At 59.9% G+C, this 25,452-nt stretch carries 22 protein-coding genes, 1 tRNA gene and 3 pseudogenes; 15 read left to right on the top strand and 11 right to left on the bottom strand.

Features of this window, described 5'->3' with window-relative positions; genetic code table 11:
- Positions 1-67: 67 nt before the first annotated feature.
- Positions 68-286, bottom strand: coding sequence for an ATP-binding protein (locus tag ACX80E_RS14445; RefSeq protein WP_459302723.1), 219 nt, complete (start codon positions 284-286; stop codon positions 68-70).
- A 223-nt stretch (positions 287-509) separates the two neighbouring features.
- On the opposite strand from ACX80E_RS14445, the gene ACX80E_RS14440 reads away from it, so the two are divergent.
- Positions 510-1,082 (top strand): GrpB family protein, encoded by a 573-nt coding sequence (locus ACX80E_RS14440; RefSeq protein ID WP_459302714.1) that lies wholly within the window; start codon positions 510-512, stop codon positions 1,080-1,082.
- 247 nt (positions 1,083-1,329) lie between these two features.
- Here the strand turns inward: ACX80E_RS14440 and ACX80E_RS14435 are convergent, their stop codons facing one another.
- On the bottom strand, positions 1,330-1,851 hold the full coding sequence (locus ACX80E_RS14435; protein WP_459302713.1) for a helix-turn-helix transcriptional regulator: 522 nt from the start codon (positions 1,849-1,851) through the stop codon (positions 1,330-1,332).
- A gap of 675 nt (positions 1,852-2,526) precedes the next feature.
- Between ACX80E_RS14435 and ACX80E_RS14430 the strand changes: the two are divergent.
- The 3 genes and pseudogenes from ACX80E_RS14430 to ACX80E_RS14420 all read left to right on the top strand — a co-directional run bounded on the left by ACX80E_RS14430 (position 2,527) and on the right by ACX80E_RS14420 (position 3,711).
- A pseudogene (locus ACX80E_RS14430) lies at positions 2,527-3,213 on the top strand (nitrilase-related carbon-nitrogen hydrolase).
- Positions 3,105-3,461 carry a hypothetical protein gene (locus ACX80E_RS14425; RefSeq protein ID WP_459302712.1) on the top strand — a complete coding sequence of 119 codons (357 nt, stop codon included), beginning with the start codon at positions 3,105-3,107 and terminating at the stop codon, positions 3,459-3,461. The pseudogene ACX80E_RS14430 and the gene ACX80E_RS14425 overlap by 109 nt, the downstream one beginning before the upstream one ends.
- Positions 3,462-3,474: 13 nt before the next feature.
- Positions 3,475-3,711, top strand: coding sequence for a hypothetical protein (locus ACX80E_RS14420; RefSeq protein WP_459302711.1), 237 nt, complete (start codon positions 3,475-3,477; stop codon positions 3,709-3,711).
- On the opposite strand, the gene ACX80E_RS14415 is transcribed toward ACX80E_RS14420, so the two are convergent.
- Positions 3,694-4,089, bottom strand: a complete 396-nt coding sequence (locus tag ACX80E_RS14415; protein WP_459302710.1) for a winged helix-turn-helix transcriptional regulator — start codon at positions 4,087-4,089, stop codon at positions 3,694-3,696. The two genes, ACX80E_RS14420 and ACX80E_RS14415, sit on opposite strands and share 18 nt — an antisense overlap.
- An 86-nt stretch (positions 4,090-4,175) precedes the next feature.
- Here ACX80E_RS14415 and ACX80E_RS14410 point away from each other — a divergent pair, with 86 nt between their 5' ends.
- From ACX80E_RS14410 to ACX80E_RS14380, 7 genes and pseudogenes are all read left to right on the top strand, one after another.
- A complete protein-coding gene (locus tag ACX80E_RS14410; protein ID WP_459302709.1) occupies positions 4,176-4,781 on the top strand; it encodes an NAD(P)-dependent oxidoreductase in 606 nt (201 codons plus the stop codon).
- 78 nt (positions 4,782-4,859) lie between these two features.
- Positions 4,860-5,216 carry a hypothetical protein gene (locus ACX80E_RS14405; RefSeq protein ID WP_459302708.1) on the top strand — a complete coding sequence of 119 codons (357 nt, stop codon included), beginning with the start codon at positions 4,860-4,862 and terminating at the stop codon, positions 5,214-5,216.
- Positions 5,217-5,531 (top strand): hypothetical protein, encoded by a 315-nt coding sequence (locus ACX80E_RS14400; RefSeq protein ID WP_459302707.1) that lies wholly within the window; start codon positions 5,217-5,219, stop codon positions 5,529-5,531.
- A gap of 166 nt (positions 5,532-5,697) precedes the next feature.
- A pseudogene (locus tag ACX80E_RS14395) lies at positions 5,698-6,751 on the top strand (NADP-dependent oxidoreductase).
- A gap of 577 nt (positions 6,752-7,328) precedes the next feature.
- Complete coding sequence (locus tag ACX80E_RS14390; RefSeq protein WP_459302706.1) at positions 7,329-10,007, top strand: LuxR C-terminal-related transcriptional regulator; 2,679 nt, start codon at positions 7,329-7,331, stop codon at positions 10,005-10,007.
- Positions 10,008-10,560: 553 nt separating this feature from the next.
- On the top strand, positions 10,561-10,971 hold the full coding sequence (locus ACX80E_RS14385; RefSeq protein ID WP_459302704.1) for a hypothetical protein: 411 nt from the start codon (positions 10,561-10,563) through the stop codon (positions 10,969-10,971).
- Between the two features lie 648 nt (positions 10,972-11,619).
- Positions 11,620-11,898 (top strand): hypothetical protein, encoded by a 279-nt coding sequence (locus ACX80E_RS14380; RefSeq protein ID WP_459302703.1) that lies wholly within the window; start codon positions 11,620-11,622, stop codon positions 11,896-11,898.
- 62 nt (positions 11,899-11,960) lie between these two features.
- Here ACX80E_RS14380 and ACX80E_RS14375 read toward each other — a convergent pair.
- Positions 11,961-12,212 (bottom strand): annotated as a pseudogene (locus ACX80E_RS14375) (cell division protein CrgA); the annotation flags it as partial.
- Positions 12,213-12,343: 131 nt separating this feature from the next.
- Between ACX80E_RS14375 and ACX80E_RS14370 the strand changes: the two are divergent.
- Genes ACX80E_RS14370 through ACX80E_RS14360 form a run of 3 tightly spaced genes read left to right on the top strand, consistent with a single transcriptional unit; the run spans position 12,344 to position 13,999 of the window.
- Complete coding sequence (locus ACX80E_RS14370) at positions 12,344-13,192, top strand: class E sortase (RefSeq protein ID WP_459302701.1); 849 nt, start codon at positions 12,344-12,346, stop codon at positions 13,190-13,192.
- A gap of 2 nt (positions 13,193-13,194) precedes the next feature.
- On the top strand, positions 13,195-13,359 hold the full coding sequence (locus tag ACX80E_RS14365) for a hypothetical protein (RefSeq protein ID WP_459302700.1): 165 nt from the start codon (positions 13,195-13,197) through the stop codon (positions 13,357-13,359).
- Between the two features lies 1 nt (position 13,360).
- Positions 13,361-13,999, top strand: a complete 639-nt coding sequence (locus ACX80E_RS14360) for an anthranilate synthase component II (RefSeq protein WP_459302699.1) — start codon at positions 13,361-13,363, stop codon at positions 13,997-13,999.
- Positions 14,000-14,026: 27 nt separating this feature from the next.
- Here the strand turns inward: ACX80E_RS14360 and pknB are convergent, their stop codons facing one another.
- Genes pknB through ACX80E_RS14325 form a run of 7 tightly spaced genes read right to left on the bottom strand, consistent with a single transcriptional unit; the run spans position 14,027 to position 23,630 of the window.
- Entirely contained in the window at positions 14,027-15,931 is a 1,905-nt protein-coding gene (gene pknB, locus ACX80E_RS14355; RefSeq protein ID WP_459302698.1) for a Stk1 family PASTA domain-containing Ser/Thr kinase, read from the bottom strand.
- 60 nt (positions 15,932-15,991) lie between these two features.
- A complete protein-coding gene (locus ACX80E_RS14350; protein WP_459302697.1) occupies positions 15,992-17,779 on the bottom strand; it encodes a protein kinase domain-containing protein in 1,788 nt (595 codons plus the stop codon).
- Entirely contained in the window at positions 17,776-19,248 is a 1,473-nt protein-coding gene (locus tag ACX80E_RS14345; protein WP_459302696.1) for a peptidoglycan D,D-transpeptidase FtsI family protein, read from the bottom strand. Before ACX80E_RS14345 ends, ACX80E_RS14350 begins: the two co-directional genes overlap by 4 nt.
- Positions 19,245-20,639, bottom strand: a complete 1,395-nt coding sequence (locus tag ACX80E_RS14340; RefSeq protein ID WP_459302695.1) for an FtsW/RodA/SpoVE family cell cycle protein — start codon at positions 20,637-20,639, stop codon at positions 19,245-19,247. The genes ACX80E_RS14345 and ACX80E_RS14340 overlap by 4 nt, the downstream gene beginning before the upstream one ends.
- Positions 20,636-22,336, bottom strand: coding sequence for a PP2C family protein-serine/threonine phosphatase (locus tag ACX80E_RS14335; RefSeq protein WP_459302721.1), 1,701 nt, complete (start codon positions 22,334-22,336; stop codon positions 20,636-20,638). Before ACX80E_RS14335 ends, ACX80E_RS14340 begins: the two co-directional genes overlap by 4 nt.
- A 2-nt stretch (positions 22,337-22,338) precedes the next feature.
- Positions 22,339-22,824, bottom strand: a complete 486-nt coding sequence (locus ACX80E_RS14330; protein WP_459302694.1) for an FHA domain-containing protein FhaB/FipA — start codon at positions 22,822-22,824, stop codon at positions 22,339-22,341.
- Positions 22,821-23,630 (bottom strand): FhaA domain-containing protein, encoded by an 810-nt coding sequence (locus ACX80E_RS14325; protein ID WP_459302693.1) that lies wholly within the window; start codon positions 23,628-23,630, stop codon positions 22,821-22,823. The genes ACX80E_RS14330 and ACX80E_RS14325 overlap by 4 nt, the downstream gene beginning before the upstream one ends.
- Before the next feature lie 394 nt (positions 23,631-24,024).
- On the opposite strand from ACX80E_RS14325, the gene ACX80E_RS14320 reads away from it, so the two are divergent.
- Positions 24,025-24,107: transfer RNA gene (locus ACX80E_RS14320), tRNA-Leu, on the top strand.
- The last annotated feature ends 1,345 nt before the right edge of the window (positions 24,108-25,452 follow it).

Raw genomic sequence — 25,452 nt, 5'->3', positions numbered from 1 at the left:
GAGTGTTCCGTTTCAGCGCTAAGAATCCTGCCATGTAGGCGTGATTTCCGGCCGTTTGAGCTGGTTGCTATTTCATGAGTGCGTGTTTGACCCGGTAGGACTCGCCGCGGAATTGCACGAGTCGGCCGTGGTGGACGATTCTGTTGATGGCTGCGGCGGCCATGTTGTTGTCGCCGGACACGGTTCCCCAGTGGGAGAATTCGAGGTTGGTGGTGATGATTGGGCTGCGTTTTTCGTAGCCGTCGGCGAGGACTTGGAAGAGGACTCTGGCTCCTTCGGTGTCGATGGGAAGGTAGCCAAATTCGTCGATCTATGCGGGCATCCGCATAGATCGACGACATAGGACTTTTGCCCTTCTTGAGCGGACTGTGGCGGGGAACCACGCAGTTGGCTGTTGCGGTTGTGTGTGCGACTCCTGCAATGACGCGTGCAGTGGCTGGCGAACGACCTAATGCCACTGCCGTCGCGCAGCCTCTCGGCTCTGGTGGAGGCAATGGCATGATGGGTCCATGCGAACCGAATCAGATGATCACCTGGACGCTGTCCTGATTGGCGGCCGCGAGGAACGCCCAATCGTCATCGTGGAATATGACCCGGAATGGCACTTTACTTTCGACGCCTTGGCCCTAGCTATCAAGGAGGCGGTTGGGGAGGGCGCGCTCTCCATTGAACACATTGGATCGACATCGATCCCTGGGCTGGCGGCGAAACCTATCATTGACATCTTGATGACGGTTGAAGATGTGGAGGACGAGACGGCTTATCTGGAAAGACTCCAGACGGCTGGGTTCGTCCTAAGAGTCCGAGAGACCGGCCACCGCATGTTGAGAACTCCTGCCAAGAATGTCCACCTTCACTTGTTCTCGGCTGAAGACCCTGCTGTTTCCAACTATCAGGATCTTCGCGATTGGCTTCGTGTGGATGAGAGGGACCGCGCCTTGTATGTGACAACGAAAAAGGGTCTTGCTCAGCAACAGTGGGCCGACGTGAATTACTACGCGGAAGCCAAAACCGATGTCATCTCAGAGATCCTTTCCCGAGCCCGTATGTGGCGCCGTGGAATGAAAGTGACACGAAACTGAGAATCTCAGCGGTTCAGGGCCAAGTGTCACCCGTCGCGAATCGGCTGCCCGACCGACGTTCAGGTTCAGGTGTCAACAGCGATGCAGAAATAGCCGGTTGCGGCATGTCGGTTCGCCCGCTGGCGGCAGGTATTTTTGGATAGGGACCGTTTCTAGCCAACGTGGCAATAGTGCTGTTTTGGCTGCGACGGAATGGTTGCTAGGGATAGGAAGGTCCAGTCCTTGGAGTCTGGCCATGCGGAGGGGCTCACGGCAATTCTTCGTTCCGGCCGGCGACGAGTGGCCATTGTGTGGGCGTGCACTGGTAGGTGCGCGTGAAGGCCCGGGTGAACGTGGAGGTGTCGCGGAATCCGCATGTGCTGGCAATCGATCCCACGCTTTGGTGGGTTTGTGGCCGGGCGGCTAGGAGCGCCACTGCACGCTCCATCCGGCGGCGTCGTACGTAGGCCGCTGGTGTTTCCCCGGTCGCGGCGAATATTCCGTGGAGTTTGCGGACGGAAACGCTGTGGACGTGGGCCAGCTGTTCAACGGAAATGTCCGGATCCGCGAGGTGTTGCCTGATGTGGGACCTAGCGGATTCAAGCAGGGTCTGGTCGTCGCCCCACGAGGTCTGCTGGAGTCCGGCGAGAGCGCGGAGGGCCAGCGATAGTAGGTCTGTACTGATATGCCCTAACTCCTGACGGGCGCGGTCAGTCATTTGGGCGCGGCCCGCCATCAACCCGGCGATGTAGCCTGTGAAGGCAGCCATGCCGGGGACTGATTGATCCATTGTTCGTCGGCAAAGGTCAGTGACAAACCGATCTTTCAGACCCAGATGTTCGCGGGGAACGCGAAGGACAATGAGGTCCTGCCCGGATTGTGGCTGGTCCAGTAGGTAGGGCTGATTTATCTCATACAGGGCGGCTGTTCCAGGGACGAGGGCGGCCGTCCGTCCGTCCATGTTGGTGGACGGCCCCGGTCGAATGTAGCTGTAACGACATGAGGATGTCGTCGCCATCACTTTGACGTGCGAGTCGTTCGGTACGTTCCACGCGGAGAGGCCCTGACCGCACGTGTGTCAGAGAGACGCCGTCGGACAGTGGAACCGACTCAAGGTGCGCGACGAAATTCGGCCCGGTAGTCGTGCACAGCAGCGGCACGAATGCCCGGCTGGCAGCGTCCTGCCAAGCAAGGACGTCGGTCACGGTTAGCTCCGTCATTGTGTCCTTTTCGAATCTCAAGCAGCGAGCACCTGTTTCATCAAGAGAAGCATCTAAGTGCAGGAATCGTCGGTGGGTGTGCAGAGGTTGCCAACGACCTGAGGTGATCCACATCATAAAATTGGAGCACTTTCTAAGTATATGAGGAGTAATGATGAGCGAAAAGGTGCGCGTCGCTGCAGTTCAGGCCGAGCCGGTTTGGTTGGATCTGGAAGCGACACCGGATAAGACCATTGACCTGATTGGTGAGGCAGCGGCTGGGGGGTGCGGACTTGGTGGCGTTTCCCGAGACGTGGATACCCGGCTATCCCGTGTTCCTCTGGTCTTACCCGGTGTATGAGCAGATGGGGTTTGTGGCCCGGTACCACGCCAATTCTCCCGCCATCGACGGGCCGCAGATAGCCAGAATCCGTGAAGCCGCCCAGCGGAATTCGATCACTGTTGTTGTCGGCTTCAGCGAAAAGGACGGCGGATCGCTGTACATGTCGTAGGCCGTGATCGGCCCCGACGGGGAGATTATCTTGCATCGCAGGAAGCTCAAACCCACGCATGCAGAGCGGACCCTCTTTGGGGAAAGTGACGGCAGTGGCATCAAAGCCGTCGACACTGCCCCTGGCCGTCTCGGGACCCTGCAGTGCTTCGAACACCTGCAGCCGCTGACGAAGTACGCGATGTACGCACAGAATGAGCAGCTCCACATCGCGGGCTGGCCTTGCCTCGGGATACTTGGAAACGTGCCCGCCCTCAGCTCCGAAACCATCATGGCCTGCTCGCAGACCTACGCACTCGAAGGCGGCGCCGCGTCGTCACCGCCTCTCAGATCATGTCCGATGACGGGGCCCGCAAATTCCCGACGGCCGACGGAGGGCCAACGCCGGTCTATACAGGCGGAGGCGGCTATGCGCGTGTCTACGGCCCTCATTCGGGCCTGATCACAGAGCCGCTGGACCCGACCCAGGAAGGCATTGTCTACGCTGACATCGATCTCTCGGACATCGACCTGGCCAAGAACACCGTCGACCCGGCAGGCCACTACGCCCGCCCCGACGTCACCCGTCTGGTCTTCGACGACAGCCCCCGCACCCCAGTCATCCGCCGCAGCACCATGGCCAAGGCTGCCGCCGAAACCGAGGCTAGCCTCGACTCCGAGATTCGCTGGGACGGCGCAGTAGACAACTAGTTCCCAGGGGTCAGTGGCCAGGGGTCGTGGCCTGTCAGTGACGGGCGGGACTGAAGGCCTCGCCGATTGCACCACCACCGAGTACATTGTCATCGCCGACACCGCCTGGCAGCCCCACCATCACGGGGGACTGGCAGCCCGTCTGTGCAGCTTCACCGACGTTGGTATTGCTGCGCTTTACGGGGATGACGGGGCCGTGTGCGGGATCGTGGCGTCGGTTGAATGGTCTTTGTCAGTGGCCCGCCAATAGTTGCTGGTCTAGATTCTCATCGTATTTGTCACGGGATTCCAGGATGTTGGGTACGTGGTTCTCGGCCCAGTCCCGGAGTTGGGTCAGGGGACCCAAAAGGGAACGGCCCATCTCGGTCAGCTCGTAATCCACCCGGGGAGGGACCCGTGCATACACCGTGCGGCTTATCAGTCCGTCGCGTTCCAGGGCACGCAGGGTCTGCGTGAGCACCTTGGGCGTTACAGAACTCACCATCTTCCGCAGGTCCGTGAAGCGCACCGGGCCATCGACGAGAACCTGGACGACCAGTGACGCCCATTTGTTGCCTATGCGCTCGAAGACGACGCGTGAGGGGCAGTCGGGATCGAAAATGTTCGCTGATGGTTCGTTGGTATCCATGGGGTAACTGAGTTCCTTTGAAGCTATCAGTATCAGATGGATACTGTTGGGTTGTTAGCAAGGATACCAAACATCGAGGAGCGCAAGTGAAAATTGCAGTATACGGAGCAACCGGCATGGTCGGCGGCCAGATCGTCAACGAATCCCTCACCCGCGGCCATCAGGTGACGGCCATTTCCCGCAAGGGCGCAGAGGTTGCTGGTGCGGACTCGCGATCAGCCGACCTCGCTGATGCCCAGACATTTGCAGAGATTTCGGCAACGCATGACGCAGTCGTGCTGGCTACGGGCCCCAGCCGCACAGGTGGCGACCACCACGAGTGGCTTTTGGCCATGCAAACCGCGTACAGCAGTGCCGGGGACACCAGGCTCTTGATTGTCGGAGGAGCCGGGGCGCTCAAGGTCGATAACGTTCGCTTGGTTGACACCCCGGACTTCCCTGAAGCGTACAAGGCTGAAGCCATCACCCTGGCTGCCGCCTATGATGCCGTCATAGCGTCCCCTGCGGACTTGGACTGGACCATGCTTGCGCCTGCGCCGCTGATCCAGCCTGGTGTACGTACCGGCAATTACTCCATCGCGAAGGATTCCCCCGCCGGTGACAGCATCTCCACCCAGGACTACGCCGCCGCCATGCTCGACGAGATCGAGAACCCTGCTCACCGGCGGACTCGGTTCACTGCCGCCAACTGAGCATCCCCACACCGTGAGCTCGAAGACCTGACCGGGTCAATCACAGCGTGACTCCTACACTTCCCAGCAGAGGACACCATGACCACACACCACCTGACATACGTCTTCGACGCCTACTGCGGATGGTGCTACGGCTTCGGTCCCGCACTCCATGAAGTCGCGAAGAACAAAAACATCACCATTGAGGTGATCAGCGGGGGCCTGTTCAGCGGTCACCGCGCCAGCCCCATCGGTTCCTTGGCGCACATCCCCGCCGCCAACCGCCGAATTGAAACGCTCACCGGCGTAGCCTTCGGGGATGCCTACCTAGCTGTTCTCGAAGCCGGCACTCACCTGCTCGACTCTGACGACGCGGGCACCGGCCTCGTAGCACTCAAGGAAGCATCCGGCGGGCGGGGCCTCGAGATGGCCGTAGCAATGCAGCGCGCCTTCTAAGTGGACGGGCTCAGCCTTTCCGAAAGTGCCACCTACCTGCGAATCGCCGCCGACACCGGCCTGGATTCCGACCACGTCGCAAGGCTCTACGCCGACCCCAACACACGGACCAAAGCCATCGCCGAACAGGAACGCGCTACCGAGCTGGAGGTGAATAGCTACCCACTCTCCTGGTTCACACCTCAGAAGGACCGGTCAGGATCGGAAGCCCAGTCTCATCCGCCCAGCAACTTCTCAGCACTATCGAAGAACTCCAACCCACCCGGTAGCGACGTGCTGGGCATGCTCACCGCAGCACTGCGCTGCTCGTGCTGAATCACCCGCTCGCACGTCCAATCAACGCACGTCCGATCAATCAAAACGGGAAGCAATTGAAGACTCTCTACACTGCCGCGGCCCTGGCCTCGGGCGAAGGCCGCGACGGCAAAGCACGCACCGGCGAAGGTATCAACGTCGACTTCACGATGCTGGAGGTGGCCGCATGAGCGCCCCCGCAACACATCAGCCCGTCACGCTTCCCTCCACCACCGGCGAGATCCGGCTGGCTTCGCGGCCCTCCGGCCGCCCTGTTCCGGAAAACTTCCGGAAGGCCGAATCCGCTGTCCCGGAGATCCAGGATGGCCAGGTCCTGGTCCGCAACCTCTACATCTCCGTGGATCCGTACATGCGCGGGCGCATGAATGACGACAAATCCTACGCAGCGCCGTTTGCGTTGGGGGCAGCGCTCGACGGCGGTGCGGTGGGTGAGGTGATCGCGTCCAGAGCCGAAGGGCGAAAGGTGGGGGACGTCGTCGTGCACCAACTCGGCTGGCGAGAGTATTCTGTGGTGGATGCTGAGGCAACCACATTGGCGCGTACGGATCTTGCTCCGGCGTCGGCAGTCCTCGGGGCACTGGGCATGACCGGCCTGACAGCGTATGCCGGTCTGCTTAAAGTGGCCGAGTTCAAAGCCGGGGATGCCGTCTTCGTTTCGGGTGCTGCCGGCGCAGTCGGTTCCCTCGTGGGCCAAATTGCCAAAGTGATGGGTGCTTCGCGTGTGATCGGCAGCGCAGGCACACCGGACAAGGTGGCCCGCCTGCTCGAGCTGGGATTCGATGCCGCTTTCAACTACAACGACGGCCCCGTCCGGGAGCAGTTATAAGGAAGCCGCCGGGGAGCACGGGATCGACGTCTACTTTGACAATGTGGGCGGGGAACATCTCGAGGCCGCGCTGGCGGAGCTCAATGTGGGCGGCCGCGTGGCCATGTGCGGCGCAATTTCCCAGTACAACGCCACCGAACCGCCGGCCGCTCCGCGGAATCTGGTAGCAGCCATCGGCAAGCAGTTGACCCTCCGTGGCTTCCTGGTCGGTGGGCAGCTACAGCACGCCGCAGAGTTCGCGCAGCAGATGTCAGCCTGGCTGGCTGCTGGAACCATCAGCTACGACGAGACAGTGGTTGACGGACTCGAAAACGCCCCGCAGGCCCTTATCGACCTGTTCGACGGCGTCAATACCGGGAAGATGCTGGTGCGCCTCCAGGACAACCAAGCATAACCAAGGAAGTGGCGGGAGCCGTCTGACTTGCGGCACCCGCCACAGCCCGGCAACAAGTCCTCAACAAGCGACGCATTCTGCCCCGGCGTGCCGCTGCGAAGCCATCAGTGGAAACAGAACTTCAGTGTAGAAACGGACACCCATTGAACCCCCGTGGTGCCAAGCTCTCACTTTCCGGGAGGAAAACTAGGCCCTCCCGACAGAGCTGCCGTGCGTGCCAGGGTTCTGCTGAACCGGGCAGGAGTTTGCGTGACCGACGTGGACGTGGACCCGGGTACGGCTCGTAAGGGTCCAATCGTGCTCCGAGCGGCTCCAAGCTGCCGGGCCGTAAACGGGGCAAGACCCACACACGTTCGGCCGTTCGTCAGCGACTGATGAAGTGCTGCCCTTGCTACGAACCCCAACGCCGCCATCTAGTGACAGGCAGCTCGGGATCGTACACAAATAGTTCTGCCCATCGACACAGTCGCCAACACATCCCTAGACTAGGGACAGATTTGACGGTCTCAACTCAACACGCTGCCAGCGTTGGTAGCGTTGTTGCCAAGTATGGGCTTGCGGCACAGGCCTTAGATTCATGAAATGGGGATTCGTGGCTCGCGGCGCAAACGTTGGGGAGATTGTTGAGCTACTGACGGACAGCACCTCGAGGGGCGTCCTCATAGTAGGTTCCCGTGGCGCGGGAAAAACATGGATACTCGGGCAACTTTTGGCCGCCCTTGGCCCGGATGTGGTAACAATCAGGCTCTCCGCCAGCAAATCGTTGGCGGCCATTCCCTTTGGTGCTGTCAATGCGCGAGTGGGCACCAGCGTGGTTCGCAGCAATGATTACTATGAAGTTTTGAACGGCCTCCTAGATCAGATCCAAACGTCGGCCAAGAGCGCAAGCCAAGTGCTGTTGATGGTCGACAATGCTGAACACTTAGATGCCCAAAGCACGGCCATCATCCTTCAAGTAGTCATGTCATCGAGTGCAAAAATGATCCTGGTGGATCAGCACGGCGACCATCAGAGCCATCTGCGTGAGCTGTGGCGAGACGGGCACCTGTCTCGCTTTGAACTGGCGCCGCTAAAACCCGAGGATGTTCAAGACTTCCTTGAGGGACTGCTGGGCGGAAAGGTGGCGCGCCCGTCCGCTGACTATCTAACGAGCCGCTCGGGCGGGAATCCGCTGGTCCTGAATGGTCTGGTGGCTGGCGCCCAGGAGGAGGGGTCGCTGCGCCAAGTTAACAATGTGTGGATTCTGGATCACCCGGGCGATCGCCTGGGCTCGGAGTCTTGGGAGTACCTGCAGATGGATCTGAACCACCTGCCGGCGCAATCCCGCCGCATTATTGAGATTCTGGCCTTGGCCGGTCCGTTGCCGCTGGATGTGCTCCTTGATTTGACCAGTCCCGAAGCAGTGGATGACATTCAACAGCGCGAATTGGTTGTCATTGTGCCCGGCGCTTGCCTCACCATGTGCCTGGCGCGGGCCGCCACGGCCCCGCCCATTCGAGCTGCGGTTCCGATGGGAAGCAGCCGCCGGCTGCTTGCTGAGGTTTCCAAGTTCTTTCCGCTGGCGGAGCAGGCCGATCCGGAATCCGTCATCAACTCGACCAGATGGTCCCTGGACTGTGGGGTCCCCGTCAGTGATGGGCGGATCTTGGCCGCAGCCACCTGGGCCAACCAGCTTATGCGCCCTCTGGAAGCCCTACAATTTTGCGCCATCAAAGTTGGTGCCGAGCACGCCGTGGCATTGTTGGCGCAGCACTCCATAGCCAGCCTTAACCAGAACCTGCCGGATAGGGCACGCACGCTCGCGTTGCAGGCTTTTCAGCTGGCGACAACACCGGAGGTTGCCGCCAGCGCTTTACGTGCAGTGCATCTGAGCCACCTTTCGGATTTGAACTACGAAGCCACCTTTGATGGCGCCCTGAAACGTTTCGAGAGCCGTTTTTCACCTGTTCCCTTGCACGCATCCGCTAGCCGTGCAGACATCGAAGTCCTTATCCTGCGTGCTTCCAAAGATGTGGCGGTTGGGGACACTGAAAGGGCACGTGCGAGTATTGAGGCGCTGTTGCGGCACCCGCTAACGGACAATCTCAGCGATCAAGTCACCTTGAAATCGTTGTTGTGTGAGATTCTCAGCGCCACCGGCCGGATGAGGTCGGCCGTGCTCATGGCCACTGAGGTCATTGCCGATTTGGACCATCCTGACGGGTTCCCGCGTCCGGACCTTGCCCTTCTGGCCTATGCCAGATCTGTTGCGGCCCTTATCTACGACGGCGCGTGGGACCACGCGCGCGGTGCCCTTGAACCGTCAACCTTTGTCAATCCAGACCTCATGCTGTTTTCCGGCGGACTGCGGGACTTGGCTGCTGCCCTGATGCACTGCAGACGCGGTCACATTGAGGAAGCCATAATCGCCTTGGGCGCAGCAGTGGGGGCTTTGACCGACTACGATCCCTGGTCAGTGCTGCACACGGCGCTTGGGCTGCTGGCATACTGCCTAGCAATGCGCGGAGACACCGTAGGCGCGCAGGAACGACTGGCGCAGTTGGCGTCCCTAAATCGACGCAGTAACAAGTTCTACTACTTGGAGGGGGCGGCATACGCCGCCGCCGCACAATTCATGGCCGGTCAGTCCGAGCTGGGACTGGCACGGCTAAGGCACCTGCAACGACAATGTGTGAGTGAAAACTATCTCGGCATTGAGCTGACAGTTTTGTCGCTCATGGTTCGTCTGGGCGATGGTGGTGCCGTGCTCAGGCTTGTCGAGGTGGCGGCGCTGCTGGAGTCCGGAAGCAAGGAATTCTTTGAAGAATGGTCCAGGGCCCTGCGCACTCAGGAGCCTGCGGGGCTCGACAAGGCCAGCAATATGGCCATGAACTACGGTTTTGAACTCATTGCCGTTGAACTGGCCAGCCAGGCTCAAAAGAAGTTCAACGACAGCGGAAAAGTCCACAAGAGTCGTAAGACTGCCAGCAAAGTGGTGGCCATGCGTGAGCAGATGCCAGGGCTTGCGTCTCCGGTCTTTCAAACCATCGACCAACCCCAGCTGACCCGCCGGGAGCATCAGATAGCACTGCTGGTTGCGCAGAGACAATCCAACAACTCCATTGCAGCTCGGCTGAACGTTTCCCTGCGCACCATTGAAGGCCACCTGTACAGGACGTTCATCAAATTGGATATTCAGTCCAGGGAGCAACTCGCGGCCAGAATGAACGGTGGACTGGAAGTAGCCGAGCAGGACTCCGGTACTTACTACTCATAACCAGGCTTCACCGTCCATCCCTCTTAAACAGCCTCGGATTCTCACCACCCTTAAACACGCACGCCCCCTCCTAGCATGATGCGGCACATCCCGTGCGCTAGGTCTCTCGCGGGTGAGTTTGTCATGTATAGCTTTTTTGCGTCGGCACCGAAATCCGCAGCCAAGCGGATGGGATGGGCGAAGCCCTGCCCGCGTCGGCAGCCCCGATTTCCACACTCGCTCTCAAGGCAGTCGTCAGCGACCACAAGACCATTATGACCCAGAGGCCGTTACGTCTATGGGAGGGAACACGGCCTCAGAAAATGCCAGCAGCAACTGCATAACCTACCAGGCGGCAGGCGGGACAAGCCCCAACGTTGGCGGCAGTCCTCGTTAGACGACCACCACCATGTCCACGAGTGAATCGCTCAGTGGGCACGGTGCACGAGACTGCAGTGAGCGCTCACCAGGGAATCACGTTATTACCAGCGCTAACAGTGATTCTGCGCAGAGCGCCGTAGGCCTCAAGCCCACTTCCGGAAGCGTAGCCGTCAATGACGGTGTGGACTTTCCCGTGGCCAAGGTCAACCGCGACATCACTTCCGTGTCCAGCAGCAGCCTCACCTCCGACGATTTCACCGAAAACCTCAAGATTGAGCTGACGGGGTTCGACAACAAGCCAACGCTGACGTTCCCCTGGGAAGTGTGGGTGACTCCCAACAACCAAAATCCATGTCCTTCAGGTGATTCGGGCTCATGCCGGGACCAGAGCAAGTTCTCCTCTTCGGTTTCTGATCAAGCCATCACCAAGGATGGTCTGAGTTACAGGTTGGTCATAGAGGGTTTTGTGCCCACCAGTACCGCTACCTGCCCCGCCACCATGGCCAGTAGTGTAAAGAATGATTTCTGGGCTAACGAAGGTTCCATCACAGGCGCCTGTATTTGCGCCACTGTTGTTTGGGTACGTCAGACGCAGCCACCGTGATCGAAGGAGCGGTAAGCGACTCCCGCTGGTCGCTCAGCTCATTGGCATGTACACAGCTGGACGGCAATTCAAATCCTCAGCCGGTTTCGGGGATCACCACGTCTGGACGCACCATGACTCTGACCAACGTGGGGGCCGCACTGAACCCAGCAAGACCAAGTATCACCTGCACGTTCACCAAAGTACTCAATGATGCAGAGAGCGGGTTCACCGGATCTGGCAAATAGTACACAGGCACCTACAATTGCGGTTCCGGATACTCGGGGAACCTCAGCATTCAAGCTGGGTCTTCCACCACCATCGCCAGAATCCCTGTGGCGCGAACTCCACAGTGACCAAGAGAGTTGCCGGGCCCACAGGCGGCTTCATCAAGAGGACTCAAGATTTTGTGGTGGGCTACAGCTGTTCGCTGGGATCGCCAGCGGTCCAGGCGGCCACCGGAACATTGGATGTCAAGAAGGTTGCCGCAGCAACGTCCGGGCCGAAAGGCGTAAAGGCCCCTGCCATCCCCCGGCAGGGGCCCTTGTTGTGCCCTCAGGGTCTAGTGCGGTGCTGTGCACAGGATCGCAATCCGCCTAGACTCAGAAGCAGGACGGCAATGACGCCTGAACAAGTCTGGCGCGGTGCCGTAGAAAGTAGGGCAGCAGAATGTCTAAGGAAGATGTGGATCGCGGACGTTACGACGAGGGTGACTACGGAAAGGCTGGCTCCGAGGCGGGCCACAAAGCCGCAGACTCGGACGGTCGCTACGTGGAGGGTGATTACGGGCCCGCAGGCTCGGAGGGCGCTGACGACAGTTCCGAGCTCGGGCAGTTTGTTGAAGGCGACTACGGCACGGCCGGAGACGTTCCTGGCCGTGCCGCAGAGGATTCAAAGGGTCGCTACATTCAAAGCGACGCCGGGGATGAAGAAGACTCCGGGGACTAGCTGCGCCAGCGCGTGGTCATCATGAACCCGGCCAAGGCAATGCCGAAACCAATGCCGATATTCCAGTTGCCAATGCTCGGGACGGGCAAGGTGCCGTCGGAGATGTAATACGTGATGATCCACGCCAGTCCCAGCAACAACAACGTGACCATGACGGGGAGGAACCATACAGCGTTGGGTTTCTGTGTCTTACTAGAGGGCGTGGTGGCTGGCCCCTTTGTGGGGCGAGGACGCGATTTTGACTCGGGCACAGGAGCTCCTTGACATTGTGATCGATTGATAATGATCAACTGGGTGGGTGTGCGGCAGTTCATTTAGCTGTGGTGTTGCGGGGTAAATTATTCCAAGGCGGCGAACTGCCGGTATTGTTGACGTAATTCTAGCTGCATTTGGTGCAGCCGCGGATTGCGTGACATTACCGCTCAAGTTCAGTCAGGAGACCCGCGTGGTTCGATCGCCAAGCCATGCCGAATCAGCCGTGGGTGTCGATGAGCTGATCTCCGATAACGAGAAGCTGCGCACGCGGCGCAAACGTGCCGCCCGCCGTCAGCGCGCCCAGCGCCCCAAGCAAGGCTTCTTCCGCACTTTAGTTCAAGTCATCGGCGAACTGCTCATCACCGGCGGAGTCGTTTTGCTGTTGTTTGTGGTGTGGGAGCTGTGGTGGACCAACATTGAAGCCAACACGGCCCAGGAAGCTGCCGTTTCAGAGTTTTCGCAGGAGTTTCAAGGACCTGTGACTCCCCTCGCCCCGGATGCACCCACCGATTTTGGTCCGCCCAAGGTCATGGCCGTCCCGGAACTGCCCAGCACCGTTTTTGGCATCGCCTACGTTCCCCGTTTTGGCGAAAACTACAGCCGTCCACTCGTGGAGGGTGTGGCACAAGCGCAGCTGGACACCCTGGGTCTGGGCCGCTATGACAGCTCCACCATGCCAGGCGGTGTTGGAAACTTTGCCGTGGCCGGCCACAGGCAAACCCACGGCGCTGTTTTGGATGCCATCCACACCTTGGTCCCCGGCGATAAGATCTACATCCAGACCAAGGATGGCTACTACACGTACGTGTTCCGCAACAACCAGATCGTGCTGCCCGGCCGCGGCGATGTTTTGCTGCCGGTGCCCACCCAGCCGCAGGCGAAGGCGACCGAGCGTTTCTTGACCCTGACCAGCTGCAATCCCAGGTTTGGGGCCGAGGAACGCATTATTGCCTACTCGATCCTCGAGTCGTGGCAGCCAGCCAGTGCTGGCCCGCCCGCCGCCATTGCCGCCCAAGTTGCAGCGAATCAGAAAGGCTAAGAATGTACGGCTGGATCTTTAGACACCTCCCCGGGCCCCTGTGGTTCCGCATCATCACCGCTGTGCTGTTCGCGCTGGCGGCCGTATTCGTCCTCATGCAGTTCACCTTCCCCTGGTTGTCACAGTTCAACCCCCTGACCGACTCCACGATTGGTGGTGGATCCTAAGATGGCCACACGGATTCTTGTCATAGATAACTACGACAGTTTTGTGTACACCCTGGTTGGCTACCTGCAGCAACTGGGTGCCGAGACAACAGTGGTGCGCAACGACGATGTCACCTTGGCGGAGGCCATTGAACTCGCTTCTGCGCGCGACGGTGTCTTGGTCTCACCCGGCCCGGGCACCCCCGCCGAGGCTGGTGTCTGCATCGAGCTCATCAAATGGTGTGGCGAGAACGCCAAGCCGATGCTGGGCGTATGTTTGGGCCACCAGGCACTTGCCGAAGCCTATGGCGGCGTCGTCACCCATGCTGAGCAGCTCATGCACGGCAAGACCAGCGACGTGCTCCACCACGGTACTGGTGTTTTTGCCGGGCTTCCGAGCCCCGTCACAGCCACCCGATACCACTCACTCTCAGCTGTGCGCGAGACAATCCCGGCGGTTCTGGACATTACCGCAGAGACGGCCGACGGCGTGATCATGGGCTTGGCGCACAAGCATGCGCCCTTGTGCGGGGTACAGTTCCACCCGGAGTCTGTGCTCACCCAGGGCGGCTACCTCATGGTGGGCAACTGGCTCGAATCTTTGGGGTTGGCCGGTGCTGCGGCGACGGCTGCAACCTTGAGCCCGCTCATCAACAGCTAGGCCGACGCATGAGCGCCGGACTGCTGGTTAATGTTTCTTCGAGGCCGGAGCGCGCGGTGTAGGCGTCGCCGACGGCGTTGCCGACGGCGTTGCGCTGGGCGTGGCGCTCTGTGACGGCTCTACCGGCTCGGGAGCCTTGGCCAGGGTAATGACAACAGTGGTTCGTTGCCCCACCTTATTCCCGGCGGATACCGACTGATTTGTCACCATACCGGGGGTGACCACCGAGTTTTCAACCTCTTCCCATTCAGGCTCCAAATAGGGTGAGGCCTTCTTCAGCGCTGCCATTACCGCCTCTTTCACCTTCTCCGGATCCTTGGTGAGATCAAACAGTGACGGCATGACCACCTGACCATTGGAGATCTTCAAGGTAACGCTGGTACCTACGGCCACGCTCTTGCCCGGCGCCGGATCACTTGTCACCACAAGGTTTGCGGCGATGGTGGGATCCGTGACGAAGTCATTGGAGCTGAATACCAAGTTCAGCGCGGCGAGATTGTCACGCACCTCGGCCTCCGTTTTTCCCGCCAAATCCTTGGGAATGGTGACCTCTGAGGGGCCCTTGGACACAAAGACCTCAACCTTCGACTCGGGGTCTACAAGGGCCCCCGTGCCCGGATCGGTGCGGATGACGTCCCCGGTTGCCACAGTCTTGGAGAACTCTTCGCTACTGTGTGGTTCCAAACCCAGATCAAGCAATTTGGTCGAGGCGTCATCCTTGGCGAAGCCGGCAAGGGAAGGAATGGAGATCTGTTCAACAGCCACTGTCCGCGGATTGAGCAGGTTGTAGCCCAGAACTGTTGCACCGCCCAGGACGATGGCCAAAAGGACAAAGAGGGTTGTCATCCACGCCCTGCGACGTCGCTTTACCGCAGGTGCCAGATCTGCCACTTCATCGCCGGTGGCGCCGGCAGTGGTTAGGGCACCCCCAGCCATGACTTTAGCCATGGCACGGGTGGCAGGTCCGCCGTCGTCGGCAACTGGAGCGCTGGGAAGCGCAGCCTGGGCAGGAAGCGCAACTGGCACGCCGGTGGAGTGGTCCGCGCCGGGACCGGGGGTGGGCATGACTCCCGTGCGGGCGGCGCGCAGGGCCCTGCGGAAGGATGCAGCGTCCTGGAAGCGGTGGTTGCGGTCCTTTTGCAGGGCGCGCAACAACACGGCATCAAGGGCCGCGGAAAGCTCCGGGTTGAAGGCACTCGGTGCGGGCGGTTGTTCACGTACATGCTGGTACGCCACAGAAACTGGTGAATCACCAATGAAGGGCGGGCGCCCTGCCAACATTTCATAGATCAGGCAGGCAGCTGAGTACAAGTCGCTGCGGGCGTCAACGCTTTCGCCGCGAGCCTGCTCCGGCGATAGGTACTGGGCAGTGCCCATGACCGTTTGAGTTTGCGTCATGGTCGCGGCAGAATCGGACATCGTCCTGGCAATACCAAAGTCCATGACCTTGACTTGGCCCAACAAGCCGTGCTCATCCTGGGTGACCATGACGTTCGCGGGCTTGATATCGCGGTGCACAATCCCGGACCGGTGGCTGTAATCGAGGGCGGCCAGCACGCCAAGTGTGTAGTCGATCGCCTGGTCGACGCTGATGTCCTTGCTCCGGATCAAATCCCGCAGCGTCTTGCCCCTGACGTACTCCATGACGATGTACGGCAAATGCGCCGCGTCACGCCCTTGATCCACTGTGACGTGTTCACCAGTGTCATAGACAGCAACAATGGAGGGGTGATTGAGCCCGGCCACGGCCTGGGCCTCGCGGCGGAAGCGGGCCTGCAGATGCGAGTCCCTGGCCACATCAGCGCGCAACAATTTGATGGCCACGCTCCGGCCAAGACGGATGTCATGAGCCATATAGACGTCGGCCATGCCGCCACGGCCCAGTAGCTCCCCAATCTGGTACCTGTCATTCAGGACGCGCGGAACACTCATGAGTATCTGGGTTGTCCTTTCAATACGAGGGGGTTGACTAGATCGGGGAGCAGCTCGGGACTACGGGGCAGGTTTTTCTGCCTTTGTGGTGGGTGGTGCGGAGGACGGCGTCGGCTCGGCCGGCCCCGTGGAGACGTAGTAGGTGACGACTGAGCCGCGAGCGGCCTGGGTGCCGGCCTGCGGATTGGTCCGAATAACAACCCCCGCCTCGGTGGTGGATGCTTCCTCGACTCTTGCCGGGATAAAGCCAGCCGCAACCAGTGCCTGGTCGTAGGCGTTGCCTTGCTGACCGGCCGAGGACGGCACAGTGATCAGTTCCGGGCCCTTGGAGACAGTCAGCGTCACAGAGTCACCAACACGAAGGCCCGTTAGTGGTGCAACTTCAATCACATCATCGACCGGAATCGTCTCATTGAACTCATCGACGCGTTCCACCACCAGGCCCAAGCCCTCAAGTGTGGCCTTCCCCTGACTAAACGGGGATCCGACAATGTTGTCCCGATTGATGGTGACTTCTGCCGGTGGCGCCGATGTGGGGGGCGGTGCCTGGGTTTCTGTCGTCGGCTCTGCCGAGGGGGTTGTCTTGGTCGGGGAGGGGGCTTTGGAGGCGGGCGAGGATGCTGATGTGGACGGCGCCGGAGTTCCGCCAAAGAAGCCGGCACCTTGGAGCAGCAAAGCGCCCACGGCGAAGACCAACAAGGCAAGTAGCCCGATCATCGGCCAGGTCCATGGACTGCGACCCTTCTTAGCCGGTGCCTGCTGCTCTTCGTCGTCCTCTGGGGACAAGTCGTGGTCCTCATCCTCGGCCGACCAGGCACGTTCAGCGCCCAGTACTTCGGCACGAGTCGGATGCGCGGCAGTTTCTTGGCCGTCCTCACCGATGGTGGGTAGGGCCGTGGTGCTGGGTTCGGCAACATGAGAAACCACAGAGGTGGCGGACGTTGAATTGATGTCAACGGGCGCAGTGATGGGACCTGTTGTGGATTCAAAGAGCAACATGCCAGGGACCGCTGCGTGGGCAGCCGGGATGTTGCCGGCCCGGATGGCGTCGGCGGCCTCCGCCAGCTTCAGGGCGTTTGCAGGCCTGTTGCTGGGCTCCTTAGCGAGCATGGACATCAACAAGGCCCGCACAGGTGTGGGCAGTGTGTCAGGCAGCGGCGGCGGTGCGTCATTGACCTGCGCCAAAGCGATGGCAATCTGCGATTCACCCGAGAAGGGGCGGTGACCGGTGATGCACTCGTAGCCAATAACACCCAAGGCATAGATGTCAGAGGATCCGGTGGCGATTTGGCCGGTTGCCTGCTCCGGAGCCAAGTACTGGGCTGTGCCCATGACCTGGCCCGTCTGCGTCAAAGGCACCTGATCGGCCAAACGGGCAATACCAAAGTCGGTGATCTTCACCCGACCATCGGGGGTGATGAGCAAGTTGCCGGGCTTGACGTCACGGTGGACCAAACCCTGGGCGTGGGCCACTGCCAAGGCACGGGCGGTCTGGGCGATCATGGACAGCGTCCAATCGGCGGAGAGCACATGCTCACGTTCAATCAACGCTGACAGTGGCTCCCCGGGCACCAATTCCATTACCAAATACGCCGAGCCATCTTCCTCGCCATAGTCAAAGACGTTGGCGATTCCCTCGTGGTTCAGCAGGGCCGTGTGCTTGGCCTCTGCCCGGAACCGGGCCCGAAAACCGGGATCGCCCGTGTATTCGTCCTTGAGAATTTTGATGGCCACAATACGGCCCAGGACTAGATCCTGTGCCTTCCAGACCTCGCCCATACCGCCGATGGCAATGCGTGATGTGAGTTCGAACCTGCCGCCTAAGGTGGTACCAGAAATAGGCCTCACTTATTCAACACCGCCTTGAAGAGTTTGCTTGCGTTTGGACTTGTTAGTTGTGATCCAGTGGTCACGTCGACCCCGGGCATGACGATCGACACCACCACTTCGGGATCATTGGCCGGCGCGAAACCGGTAAACCATGAGTTGTTCAACCTATTGCCTAGCTCGTCGAGCTCGTCAAGTTCGGCTGTTCCAGTCTTGGCGGCTACTTCGACGCCGGGAACTGCTGCCGCCGAGGCAATGCCATTGTCAACAACACCGACCATCCAGTCCGTGATCTGTGCTGCGACTTCCGGTGTGGTGGACTGGCGCAAAACCTCGGGGGTCAGGCTTGAAACTGTTTTCAAGTCCGGGGTGCGGACAGTCTTCACAAGATTGGGTGCCATTTGCTTGCCACCGTTGGCAATCGCGGCCGTCATCATGGCGATTTGCAGAGGCGATGCTAGAACGTCCCGTTGGCCGATGGCGCTCTGAGCCAGCGCGGGAGGGTCAAGGTCGCCTTCGCTGCCGGGGAAGCGGCTACCAACAACTCTATCGGGGAACGCCAGCGACTCGTCATTGAAGCCAAACTTTTCGGCCTGGGCCGTGATGGCATCCTGGCCTAGGTCCAGGGCGATGCTGGCGAAGGGCGTGTTGCAGGAGTTCTCCAGGGCAAAGGCGAACGTTGCCTTGTCCTGGATTGCGCACTGGCCATTCGCGTAATTTGGCAGGGCGTAGTCAATGCCGGGGAAGGTCAAGGGGGAAGGGTTGGGAAGAATGCTGTCCTTCGTATATTTCCCGGACTCGAGCGCGGCAGCCGTGTCAACGAGTTTGAAGACTGAGCCCGGCGAATACAGGCCCTTATAGGCCTTGGATCCGTAGAGATTGATGCCCGGTACACCCGCCAGCGATGCCATGGCGGCATTGACCTCTTTCTCGCTGTGGCTGGCCATCAAGTTGGTGTCGTAGGAAGGTTTGGACACCATGGCAATGATGGCGCCGGTTTTGGGGTTCATGACCACAATGGAGCCGGGCACGCCGTCAGGGATCATGTCATAGGCAAGTTTTTGAATTTCCGCGTCAATGGTCAGTTCTACCGCACGGCCTTGGGGCTGTTTGCCGGTGAACGCCTGGGCGATGCGATCAAATAACGCGTCGTCGGAGGTGCCGGTGAGCTGATCCTGCATGGCTGCTTCTATGCCGGATTGTCCGGAGTACCGGCTAAAGAAGCCCGTCAGCCCCGCATACAGCTCCGGATCGTTGTATTTGCGCTGGAACTTGCAATCTGTGTTGGTGGGAACTGACTCGGCAACGGCCTGGCCGCCAACAAGGATGGGGCCGCGGTTGCCGCAGAAGTTCAGCAACAGCTGCCTGTTGTTGTTCGGGTTGTCTTTGAGAGAATCCACGGCAAAGAACTGCACATAGGAGATGGAGCCAAAAAGCAGCGCGAATAAGGCGATGGCTACTATCCAGGAGCTTCGGATCGCTTGATTCATGGTTTGGTCACCTCCAGTTTCGTATCGTTTTCGTCCGGTCGGGGAACTGTTGACTCGGGGGCGATGGAGATGTCAATGGGGCGCCGGGCGGCGTCAGAAATCTTCAGTATCAAGGCGACGATGATCCAGTTCGCCAAGAGGGAGGAACCACCGGCAGCCAAGAATGGCGTTGTCAGGCCCGTCAACGGGATGAGCCGGGTGACGCCGCCAATGATGATGAAGCACTGCAGGGCAACGGCGAAAGAAAGCCCCACGGCAAGAAGTTTCCCGAACGCGTCGCGAGTACCCAGGGCGGCGCGGAAGCCGCGGGAAATGAATAGCGCGTAGAGGCACAGGACAGCGAAGAGGCCAACCAGGCCAAGCTCCTCACCAATGCTGGCAATGATCATGTCGCTATTGGCGAGTGGCACAGTATCGGGTGAGCCCTGGCCAAAGCCAGTTCCGAGCAGGCCGCCGTTGGCCAGCCCGAATAGTCCTTCGACGACTTGGAAGCTGCCCCCGGCTGCGCCAATGTATTCGGGGTCAAGGGCATGGATCCACACGTCAATGCGCCGAGTCACGTGGGGGAAGATCTGGTAGGCGGCGAATCCGCCCACCGCAATGAGGGACAGGCCGATCAAGATCCAGCTAATACGGCTCGTCGCGACGTAGATCATGACCATGAACAAGCCAAAGAACAAGATTGAGGAGCCAAGGTCACGCTGGAAGACCAGCACACCCACGCTGGCCAGCCAGGCCACAATCATGGGTGCAAGGTCCCTTGTTCGCGGTAGCTGCAGGTTGCCGATCTTCTTCCCCGCCAACAGGATCAAGTCACGGTTGGAGGATAGGTAGCCAGCAAAGAAGATGGCAAGCGTAATCTTTGCTATTTCACCGGGCTGAAAAGTGAACGGTCCAACGGAAATCCAGACGGTAGCGCCATTGACGTTACCGGCACTGATCCCCGGAACGAGCGGCAGGATTAGCAGCACCACCGATGCCAGCAGGGAGATGTACGTGTAGCGGCGCAGGATTCTGTGATCGCGCAGGAACCAGATCACGACTATCGCGGTAACCACGGCAAGGCTCGTCCACATCCACTGGCGCTGCCCGGCTGTATCACCGGAGGTGATGTCCAGGCGGTGGATGACGGCCAATCCAATACCGTTCAGAGCCACCACAACAGGCAATATAACCGGGTCGGCATATTTAGCCTTGATGCGAAGAGTTATGTGGAAGCTGACGGAAAGCACCGCCAGGATGGCGAGCTGGGTGTAGAAATCGTTGTCAAAGGTGCGGCCCAGATTAAGATTGACCAAGGCGTTGGCCATGGTGGCAAGGCCGAGCGCCAGAATCAACAGCAGTAGTTCGGTGTTGCGGCGTGGCTTGGCCACGGTCAGCAGTTGGCTCATTGTCCGCCTCCGGGAATGCACGTAGCTTGGGCGGATGGGGTGGTGCTTGTGGTTGCTCGCGGAGTTGGTGTCTTGCTCGCTTTGGCGCTGGCCGACGGGCTGGCTGTTGGGCGCAGACTAGGTGTCGGAGTTGCCGTAGCCGTGGAACTGGGTGAGCCGGTGGCTGCAGGGGCAAGATCGCACGGTGGCGTGCTGGTGCCGGTACCCAATTGCAGGTCGCTGATAATTTGCTCGGCGCCACCCAGCGTGGATGCGGGCACAGTCTGGGACACCAGCTGCTGGGAGTAACTCGGCAAGGACTCAACCTTGACGCCCGTCTCACGGTACAGCTCTGACAAGGAGATGGGGCCCAACTGCTGCGAAACTCCATTGAAAATGGCCACATTGCCGTTGGACGCGCCCACATAGTACTGCGTTTGAGTCCAGGCGTACGCGGCCCAAGAGCCGGCAACAATGACGAGTGCCGTCAAGGCCCCAGCGATGACCAAAACCCATGGGCGTTGGCGTAGTCGGGGAAGTGACACTTCAGTATCCTCAACGAGTACCGGTGCCGTGGTGGTCTTGTGAGTGAGGACAGTTGCCGCACGCTGCGCGGCCGACTCCCTGACCGGCTGTCTGGCCAGCTGAGGGATCTTCCCCTCAGCATTGGCTGTTACTGCCGCTCCCACCAGTTCGTGCTCGCGCAAGGCCAGTTCCCGCAGAATGGCCGCGGCGCGGATGTGCGTATCAAGGGCAACCACGTCATCGCTGTCGGCGTTTGAGCTTTCGGGCTCTGGCGTTTTAGCGGCGCGGTCCTCGCCGGGGGGCGCTTGGTCGGCTGTCTGGATCTGCGCGCCAACTGCCGGGGCCCGCTCGGGCGAGTGGCCGGCGTCGTCCGCAGTAGCAGGCTCCGGTAGCGGCGGCAGATCGGGCTGGTTGGCCACTGAAATGGCCGTGATGGTGGACAAGGCTGCGGTGTCGTCCGAGACGCTCTCAACGACGTCGAACACAACCACCGTGACGTTGTCCGGCGAGCCGGCCGCCAAGGTCAGATCGATCAACGTATCCGCGGCCGTGGCCAACGATTTGGTGTGCCGGATGACCTCTTCCACCATTTCGTGGCGAACAAAGTTCAGGCCGTCCGAGCACAGGAGCCAACGCTCACCGGCCGTGACATCGAAGTACTTCAAATCCAATTCCGGGGACGCGTCAACATCGCCGAGTACCCGCATCAGTACATTCTTATGGGGGTGAACCTCTGCCTCAGCTTCTGTCATGCGCCCTTCATCGATCATGCGCTGCACAAACGTGTGGTCGGTGCTCATCTGCTCGAAGGCGCCGTCTTTGAGCCTGTAGGCGCGCGAATCGCCGATGTGCGCATACGCCAGACGGTCCTCGGCGAGCAACAAAGCGGTGACGGTGGTGCCCATGCCGGCAAGTTTGGGGTTGACGTGGACAAGTTCCGAGAGAAGTGAGTTGGCGCTTTGGATCTCGTCGGCAAGATGACTGCTGGCGTCACCGTCATGATGGTTGTGATCGAGATGGATCAGATCCAAGACGGTGGAGGCACTGGCCACATCACCGCCGGCGTGGCCACCCATGCCGTCGGCAACCACGGCCAAGTACTTGCCGGCGTAGGCGGAGTCGTCATTCTTGGCCCTGACCATCCCCACGTGGGATCGGGCGGCGTAGCGTAGAATCAGCGGGATTTTGGCCATACTCACGGCCTCAATTCAATGACCGTTTTACCGATCCGCACCGGGACCCCGAGTTCCACGGGGAGTGCGCGTGTCAGCGCGGTGCCGCCCAAGAATGTTCCATTGGTGGAGCCCAGATCTTCAATAAACCAGCGGGTGCCCTGTGGAAACAGGCGTGCATGGCGTCCTGATGCGTAGTCGTCCTCCAGCACCAAGGTTGCTTCCTGCGCCCTGCCTAACAAGATCGGTGTGCCATCGAGTTCCAGGGTGGTTCCGGCCAGGGGGCCTTCGGTGACCACCAATTGGCGAGCCTGCACCTTGGCGGGGGGAGCTTCCTGAACTAATTCCGGATGCTTCCGTGCTTGGCGTGCGGTTGGTTCACCAACTTTGGCTTTGCGGCCAATCACTAGGTCACGTCGCATGGCTGCCACCACGGCGAACACCATGATCCACATGAGGACAAGGAAGCCGAACCTCATGATCGTCACTACAAGACTGAGATCGTTCATCCTCGAATACCGCCTCGTGCTTGCAAGATACGGAAAGTTATTTGGGTGTGCCCCATGGTGATAGTCGATCCGTCATGCAGCGGCGCGGTGCCATTGACTCGGCGTCCGTCCACGTAGCTGCCGTTGGTGGAACCCAGGTCAACGGCTGAACTGACAGCGTCCTGGGTGCGTATCTCCAGATGCTTGCGTGAGACTCCGGTGTCATCGATCAATATGTCTGCTTCGGCTGACCGGCCCAAGATGATGGATCGGGCATTGAGAGAGTATCTCTGGCCGTCTATATCTAAGACTGCTTGGCCCTGGCCGTTCGACGGCGTCGACTGGCGTTTGTAGGCAGGTGCGGCCCGGGCTGCCTTGGCAGGGGCCGGATTCAGGCCGGGCCTTGCTGGCGGCCTTGCCGGGCTGGGTGTTTGCGCATTCCGGGCCGGGGCGCCGTTTTCCTTCTCGGTGGCGGAAAGAACTTCGAACTGACCCGGACGGAGGTCGTCATGGTGGTTGAAGGCGACGCGGACAGGCCCTTGCAGCACGTAGCCCTGACTGCGTGAGTGGTTGATGACCACATCACACAACTCCTCTGCGAGAGTTACACCCCAGGCTCGGGCCCGTTCAAAATCTGCGTCGCCCAATTGAATGTTGAATACGTTCGGCGCCAAGGTGCGCCCCGCATCCAAGGTCATGGCCTTGTCATCGAGTTCACGGCGCAGCGCGCTAGCCATCTCTACCGGCTGGAGCTGCTTCGAGCCGAGGGAGAAGGCGCCACGAACTGCCTTTTCAATGCCTTTTTCAACGTTGTCAAACAATCCCATGTGCTCTCCTCTCCTTACTGTCTTGCGGTCTAGTGGCCGCATCTCGGTACTAGTAAACTTGGCTGGCGTCAGCGCGCTAAGACGGCGCAGATGCCTAGCTGCCCGCCGCGCGGTCAACTTGGTTCAGAGTCGATACTACTGCGCGAGTCTTGGAATACCCCTATTGCCGGGGGACGATGTGGTGGATTTCCTACCAGGGTGGGGGGTGGTGCTCCACCGGCAGGGGTAGGCGAAAACCCCGAAAAACCGCGGGTTCCGGACCCCAGTCTGCCACGTGGATGGGCAGTCACAGACCTCAGGAGCTGCTCGTTTAGGTGTTTCGGCCAAGTGTCCTATATGCTTGATCTCGCTGTTCCACTGAATGTTGAAAGACATTCGATGGACTGCGAAAAACGCGCGAGTGGCGGAACGGCAGACGCGCTGGCTTCAGGTGCCAGTGTCCGAAAGGGCGTGGGGGTTCAAATCCCCCCTCGCGCACGTTTTTATGGTTCAAACTTTAGCTAGTTTGGCTTCAGGAAATTCCCATCAGCTTTGGCTGGTGGGAATTTTTTGTGCCCAAAAGTGGGTTCTAGGTGCCGATTGATCGTTTTCGGCCAAAACGCGTGCAGGGCCCTGGCGCGTTGCCGGCACCTTTCTATGCCCTCTTGGATGTCATCGCCATCGTTGGGTCGTGTGTTTTCCCGATACCAGTCGCCTCGGACGCGTGAACCGTGGGTGGGTCCGCACGGTGGGTGCTGTGGCGTCAAGTGCGCCGGTGAGACTCATACGTATATAGGGTGAGCTCTCTTCCATAGTCGCCTGAGGCTCCCTACGGGTGGGCTGGCGGTTCGCTGTGGACACCTCTGCATCTGGTGGCAGCTTATGCGCCGGTGCAGGGGCGGACCTAGTGCATAGGCGCGGCAGCGGCGAAGCCCCCACCAACTGCCCCGAGTTCACGCCACGGGCAGGCAAGTCCTCAATGTTGTTCATCGGGTGCTTGACGGTGTGACCGAGCCGGTGAAGTCTCCGCACCGCCAAAGAGCCCCCAGCGCACAGAAGAACTCGCCGAAAAGTAAGAAACCAAACTAATCAGACCAACTTTGACGGGAGCAGGTCATTCAGGTCGGTAAGGTTGAATCTAGGTTTATCGATCGTTTGGAGTATTAATGCGTTCTCAGGTGACGGTTGTTAATGCTGACGGCGCACACGCCCAGTCGGTAGTGGTTGATGTTGATCCGACAACTCCTGTCGAAGATGTCTTTGATGTCCCTGGACATGCTGCGGAGTTCGGTGGCGTGTCGGCGCCGGATCGCCCGGTCAGTGGTGCTGGGCTGTCATCGCCGACGGTATTGGATCCCGCTGCGCGGTGGGATGCGGCAGGTGTCGTGGACGGATCCATTCTGGAGCCGGGTGCCACGCCCGGCCTTCAACAACTAACTGGCCAACCACAGGGGCTCGCGAAAAGAACTATCTGCTCGTCGCTGGCGGGCGCCGCGTGGGCACGATCTACGCAGCAGACTTCGGAAAGATCAGTCTTCGGTCCGGCCCCTCATCTCCCTGAAACAACATGTACCACTGGTCAAGCCCGCTAGGTCGTCCCCGACGAGTCAAACCAAGATCCCGCAACACTGTTCAACCGCTCAAAATGAAACTGAAGGCAGAGCTCTGATGATCCAAACCCGCCGTAAGGCCTACCAAGGCTACATTTGTGCGTGCCTTGCCACGCTCCTTTGGGGTTAGCCTGAATTAGTGGACACCCGAGTTAGCGGGATTATCGATCCTGCTGAGAGGATGTCAGTGATGTCAGAACAGAAAAGTCAACGTCGTAGTTTTACGGATGACT

This window comes from Arthrobacter sp. TMN-49 (assembly GCF_054511095.1).
Note: the sequence above shows the minus strand (reverse complement) of the source record. Positions and strands in the feature narration are given on the sequence as shown.